The 5722-nt window shown below is 65.2% G+C and carries 6 protein-coding genes; 4 read left to right on the top strand and 2 right to left on the bottom strand.

Going from position 1 to position 5722, the window contains the following annotated elements; all coding sequences use genetic code 11:
* The 4 genes from RTN46_RS05880 to RTN46_RS05865 all read left to right on the top strand — a co-directional run.
* Positions 1 to 721, top strand: a 721-nt coding sequence (locus RTN46_RS05880) for a helix-turn-helix domain-containing protein (RefSeq protein WP_312179780.1), incomplete at its 5' end; no start/stop codon positions are given.
* Positions 722 to 841: 120 nt separating this feature from the next.
* A complete protein-coding gene (locus RTN46_RS05875) occupies positions 842 to 2374 on the top strand; it encodes a GMC family oxidoreductase (RefSeq protein ID WP_312179779.1) in 1533 nt (510 codons plus the stop codon).
* A 178-nt stretch (positions 2375 to 2552) separates the two neighbouring features.
* Positions 2553 to 3956 (top strand): aldehyde dehydrogenase family protein, encoded by a 1404-nt coding sequence (locus tag RTN46_RS05870; protein WP_396157388.1) that lies wholly within the window; start codon positions 2553 to 2555, stop codon positions 3954 to 3956.
* A 233-nt stretch (positions 3957 to 4189) separates the two neighbouring features.
* Positions 4190 to 5116 (top strand): HAMP domain-containing sensor histidine kinase, encoded by a 927-nt coding sequence (locus tag RTN46_RS05865; protein WP_312179777.1) that lies wholly within the window; start codon positions 4190 to 4192, stop codon positions 5114 to 5116.
* A gap of 105 nt (positions 5117 to 5221) precedes the next feature.
* Here RTN46_RS05865 and secG read toward each other — a convergent pair whose 3' ends face one another.
* Together secG and RTN46_RS05855 are read right to left on the bottom strand one after the other, a co-directional pair.
* On the bottom strand, positions 5222 to 5473 hold the full coding sequence (gene secG / locus RTN46_RS05860; protein WP_066297948.1) for a preprotein translocase subunit SecG: 252 nt from the start codon (positions 5471 to 5473) through the stop codon (positions 5222 to 5224).
* A 53-nt stretch (positions 5474 to 5526) separates the two neighbouring features.
* Positions 5527 to 5722 (bottom strand): triose-phosphate isomerase (locus RTN46_RS05855; RefSeq protein WP_312179775.1); only part of this gene is annotated, 196 nt, incomplete at its 5' end.

Raw genomic sequence — 5722 nt, 5'->3', positions numbered from 1 at the left:
CCAGCTGCAGCTCAGCGGCCGAATGACGTGCGCCTACGGCCAAGATCAGTTCACCCTTACCCCCGGCGACCTGTTCATCTGGGATGGCGACCATGGCGGGACTTTTCAGAGCGACGGAGAGCACCAGCAACTTTCGCTGCTTATGCCGGTGGCGCGGGTACCGAAATCCATCATCTCGACGCTGGAGCGCGGCCGCCCCTTGGCCACGGGCTCCGGCTCAGGTGAACTTTCCCTGGTGGCTGGTCAGCTTCGAGGCGTTGTGAGCGAACTCGACCAGCTCAGCGACGACGCGGTGAACAGGGCGGTGAACGGTCTGCTCGATCTGCTGGACAGCGCCCCGGCCCCTGACCAGGAAGCTTCGTTCGGGCAGCGCGCCACGCTGCTTGCCGAAATCCAGAAATACATCACCGCGCACTTGGAAGATCGGCAGCTGTCGGTTGGTTCCATCGCTGCCGCGCATTGGATCTCGGTACGCACCCTGCACCTGATCTTCGCCGAGTCGGGCACCTCTGTGGCCCGCTCAATCCTCCAGCAGCGGCTGGAGCATTGCCGCCGGGACCTGGCCAGCGCCTCGGAAACCACGACGGTCACCTCGGTCGCATTCCGCTGGGGATTCAGCGACACCGCCCACTTCAGCCGCACCTTCAAGAAAGAATTCGGCGTTCCTCCCACGGCTGTCATACCCCAGTTCCGGACACCGTCAGCCGGCTTCCCGGATTGATTGCGCTACTTGTCATGGTCGGTGCACAAATTGGCAAGCGACCGCCCCTGGATTCCAGCGATACTGGAGCAAAGCTAATTTGGTGAGCTAAGTCACCACAGGGGTATGGAAGGCTGCGAGATGGCAGAGAAGAAATTGGATTACATTGTGGTCGGTGCCGGTTCCGCCGGTTCGGTCCTCGCACGCAGGCTGATCGACGCGGGCAAGACCGTGGCGGTACTGGAAGCCGGAGGCGAAGACACGAATCCGGTCATCGCCGATGTCTTCGCCGCCGGCGCGCTCTGGCACGGTGCGGAGGACTGGGACTACTACACGACCGAGCAGGCCTCCTGCGACGGCCGCCGGCTGCACCTCCCGCGGGGCAAGGTCACCGGCGGTTCGCACGCACTGAACGCCACCATCTGGGTCCGCGGCGCCAAGCAGGACTACGACACCTGGGCCTACCTGGGCTGCCCGGGTTGGACCTGGGAGGACGTGCTGCCGGTCTTCACGGCCATCGAAAAATATGACGGCGGGGTCTCCGACACCCGCGGCGGTTCCGGCCTGCTCGATGTGGTCAAGGACTTCCCGCGGAACCCGGTCCAGGACGACATCCTCGACGCCGCACAGGAAATCGGCCTGAAACTCAACGAGGACTACAACTCGGGCGATGTTGAAGGCGTCTCCAAGATGCAGCTCAACGTCCGCGAAGGCAAACGTTTCAACACCTGGCACGCCTACCTGAAACCCGTCGTTGGACACGAGAACCTCACCCTGATCACCCGCGCGCACGTCCGCCGGCTGCTCCTGGGCGACGGTACCGTCACCGGTGTCGAATACGAGAAGGACGGCCAACTGCACACGCTGCGTGCGGGGGAAACGCTCCTTGCCGCAGGTGCCATCAACTCGCCCGAGTTGCTGCTGCGCTCCGGCATCGGCCCCGCCGAGGAGTTGCGCGAGATCGGCGTCGAACCCGTGCTGGATTTGCCCGGCGTCGGCAAGAACCTGCACGACCACCTGCTCTCGCCGGTGATCTACACGACGACGAAGAAGGATGTCCCGCCCTCGCAGGTCGCTGCAGCGGAGACCCACCACTTCTGGAAGAGCAATCCAGACCTGGCAGTGCCGGACACCCAGCCGATCCACTTCTCCCTGCCAATGTACTTCCTTGATTCGATGTCGGGTCCCGAGAATGGCTTCTCCCTCGTGGGCGGCATTATCCGTCCGCTTAGCCGTGGCGAAATCACACTCTCCGGACCGAACCCCGAGGACCCCATCCGGATCGATCTCGGCGCCATGACCGCCACCGAGGACGTCCGCGCCCTGGCAGCCTCGGTCCGCCAGTGCCGCGAGATGGGCCGCACCGCCGCCCTCTCCGACTGGGGACCCGAAGAAATCTACCCCGGCCCCGGGTACTCCGACAGCGACGAAGACCTCGAGCGCTACGTCCGCGAAACCGCCGTCACCTACCACCACCAGGTCGGCACGTGCAAGATGGGCCTCGACGAACTCGCCGTCGTCGACCCCCGCAGCCTCAAGGTCCGCGGACTCGACGGCATCCGCATCGCCGACGCCTCCATCATGCCGCTGGTCCCCACCGGAAACACCAACGCCGCCTCCGTGCTGATCGGTGAAAAAGCCGCCGAATTCATCACCGGCATCCCGGCCCGCTGACCAACGACTAGTCCTCCTACCCGGCCATCGACAGTGGTTGGTCAGGGGGCACCCTCCACCGCCCCCTGGCCGACGCCGCAGGCCCTGGCCCGGTGACGGCCCAGGATTCGGCACGTCCCTGTCACCCACAAACCTAAGGAACACCATCATGGGCATTCCAGCCTCAACCACCACACCGATGACCCTTGAAGACCTCCTCGCCGCCATCCAGCCCGGCAAGGGTGGGCGCGAGATCACGGACCCGGCCACCGGGGAAACCGTGGGCCGCGCCCCGGAACACGGCGTCGCCGACCTGGAACTGGCGGTGGCAGCCGCCCGCGCGGCCCAGTCGGCCTGGGGTGCCCTGGCCCACCAGGAATGCTCCGCCTACTTGGACCGCGCAGCGGATGCCATCGAGGCCAACGCCGAGGCCCTTGCGGTACTGCTTTCCCGCGAGCAAGGCAAGCCGCTGAACGGGCCGAACGCCCGCTTCGAGGTCGGCGCGTGCGCCGCCTGGCTGCGCGCCAACGCAGCCTTCGAACTCGAGCCCGAAATCTTGGTGGACCATGAGGGCGGCCGCACCGAACTGCACTACCGTCCGCTGGGCGTGGTCGGGGCGATCGGACCGTGGAACTGGCCCATGATGATCAGCATCTGGCAGCTGGCCCCGGCACTGCGCATGGGCAATACCGTGGTCCTCAAGCCCTCGGCCAACACGCCGCTGTCGGTCCTTGCGCTGGCCCACGTGCTCAACAGCGTCCTGCCGGCCGACGTGCTTCACGTCGTCTCGGGCCGCCGCGACGTCGGCGCAGTCATGGTCAGCCACCCGGACATCGCCAAGATCATGTTCACCGGCTCCACCGCTGCCGGCCAGGACATCATCCGCTCCTCCGCCGACACCGTGAAGCGCCTGACCCTGGAGCTCGGCGGCAACGACGCCGGGATCGTGCTGCCCGACGCCGATCCGAAGAAAATCGCCGAGGACCTCTTCTGGGGCGCCTTCATCAACACCGGCCAGACCTGCGCTGCCCTGAAGCGCCTCTACGTCCACGAGGACATCTACGAAGAAGTCTGCGAGGCGCTGGTCGAGGTCGCGAAGGCCATGCCCATGGGTAACGGGCTCGACGAAAACAACGTGCTGGGCCCGCTGCAGAACAAGTCCCAGTTCGACATCGTCGCCAAGCTGGTCCAGGCCGCCAAGGACTCCGGCGCACGGATCCTGGTCGGCGGGAACCCCGAGGAGGGACAGCCGGGCTACTTCTACCCCACGACCCTCATCGCGGACATCGACAACGAGAACCCGCTGGTCGCCGAGGAACAATTCGGTCCGGCCCTACCGATCATCAAGTACTCCACCATCGACGAAGCGGTCGCAATGGCCAACGCCCTGGATGTGGGGCTCGGTGCCTCGGTCTGGTCATCCAACCTGGATGCGGCCCGCCAAGTTGCGGCCCGCATCCAGGCAGGTTCCGTGTGGATCAACAAGCACGGCACCGTGGACCCTCGCGTCCCGTTCGGCGGCGCCAAGAAGTCCGGCTACGGACTCGAGTTCGGCATCGAAGGCCTCAAGCACCTGGGCCAGCCACAGGTCATCAGCTACTAAGCATCAGCTTCTATCCGGTCGCGGCCGAACCTGCCTGCAGCCGCACCATCACTGCTGCCGAACCGGTCGAGGATTCCGGCGACGCGCTGCGGCTGACCCCGGCAGCGCACGACGTCGCCGCCGGCATCAGCGGAACTGCGTTCTACACCGCGGACGGACAAGCCGGCTCCGTTCGGGTTGTTGTTGTTCCGGCTGGGACAGACCGCGCCATAATCGTGGGGACGCCGACGCTGGTGACTGACCGGGCCATCGACCGGGTGGGCACCGCGGTACTTATCACGGGCGCTGCAGGCGTGCTCTTTGCCGGCCTGGTTGGCTACGTCACGGCGACCATCGGGTTACGGCCTGTCCGCGCCCTGGCGGCAGTTATGGAGCGCGTGAGCCTTACCCGTGACCCCGACGAGCGGGTGGAAGTTGAGAGTGCAGATGAACTTGGCCGGCTCGCCGCGTCCTTTAACCGGATGCTGCATGAACTCTCGCTGGCCCGCGCCGCGCAGGAGCAGCTCGTCGCCGATGCCTCACATGAGCTCCGCACACCGCTCACAACCCTGCGCACCAACTTTTCCCTATTAAAGCGGCAGTCAGGTATTTCGCCTGAACGGCGCCGCGAGCTGGCTGACGCCGTCGACCGTGAGCTGGGGGAAATGCAGGATCTGGTGTCGGACCTTCTGGATCTCGCACGCGGGGAGGAACCACAGCAGGCAGCGGAGCCCATTGATGTCCTCCCGGTGTTTGAGGAGGCGGTGGCTACCGCAATGCGGCATTGGCCTGGCACCGCCGTCACCCTGAGCACCCCGGACACGGATCTCCCGCAGGTTCACATGGAGCGCACCCGGCTGCAGCGGCTGGCCGGCGTGCTGCTGGACAACGCCGGAAAATACGGGTTGGGTTCCGGACAGCCCGCCGTCGACGTAGGCATTGAAGCACTCAAGGACAGCATCCGTGTCACGGTAGCTGACCGGGGACCGGGCATCCCGCGCGAAGACCTGGAGCGTGTCTTCGACCGCTTCTACCGCTCGCCTTCCGCCCGCAGGATGCCCGGTTCCGGGCTGGGGCTGGCCATTGCGTATCAAATTACTGCTTCGATCGGCGGGCGGATCGAAGCGCGGAGCAGGCCAGGCGGCGGCACCATCATCGCCGTCGACCTCCCGGCAGGCTGATCCCGCGTCGTGGACGACGCAGAAAAGCCGGCCCCGGATCGTACCGGGGCCGGCTTCTGCGCTGCCGTGCAGAACCTGCACGGCTGTTGTCTTAAGCTGCGGGTCCTACGACTCGCCGGAGAAGCGCTGGATGAGTCCGAGGGCAATGATGACAAGGCCCCAGGACAGGCCGAGTACAACGGTGAACCGGTTCAGGTTCTTTTCCGCGACGCCGGAAGAACCCATGCTGGTGCTCATGCCGCCGCCAAACATATCCGACATACCGCCGCCGCGGCCCTTGTGAAGAAGGATCAGGAATGTGAGCAGCAAGCTGGTCAGGCCAAGCAGAACCAGCAGGATGATCTTCAGAATTTCCACTTACGGCCTTTCACGGGTGACACATTGAATTGGAGACGCTGCCGCTGCGCAGGTCAGTCGGTCACCAGGTGTTGTTCGAACCTGACAATATTAGCAAATTCGGCTACGTCCAAACTGGCACCGCCCACCAGCACGCCGTCCACGTCACGCTCCTTCAGGATGCTCGCTGCGTTGGATGCCTTTACTGATCCGCCATAAAGCAGCCGGACCTTCGCGGCTACGGCGTCGTCATAAAGATCGGCGAGCTCG

The organism is Arthrobacter sp. (genome assembly GCF_031988865.1).
GTDB lineage: Bacteria > Actinomycetota > Actinomycetes > Actinomycetales > Micrococcaceae > Arthrobacter_B.
This window is presented reverse-complemented; position numbering and strand designations above follow the sequence as displayed.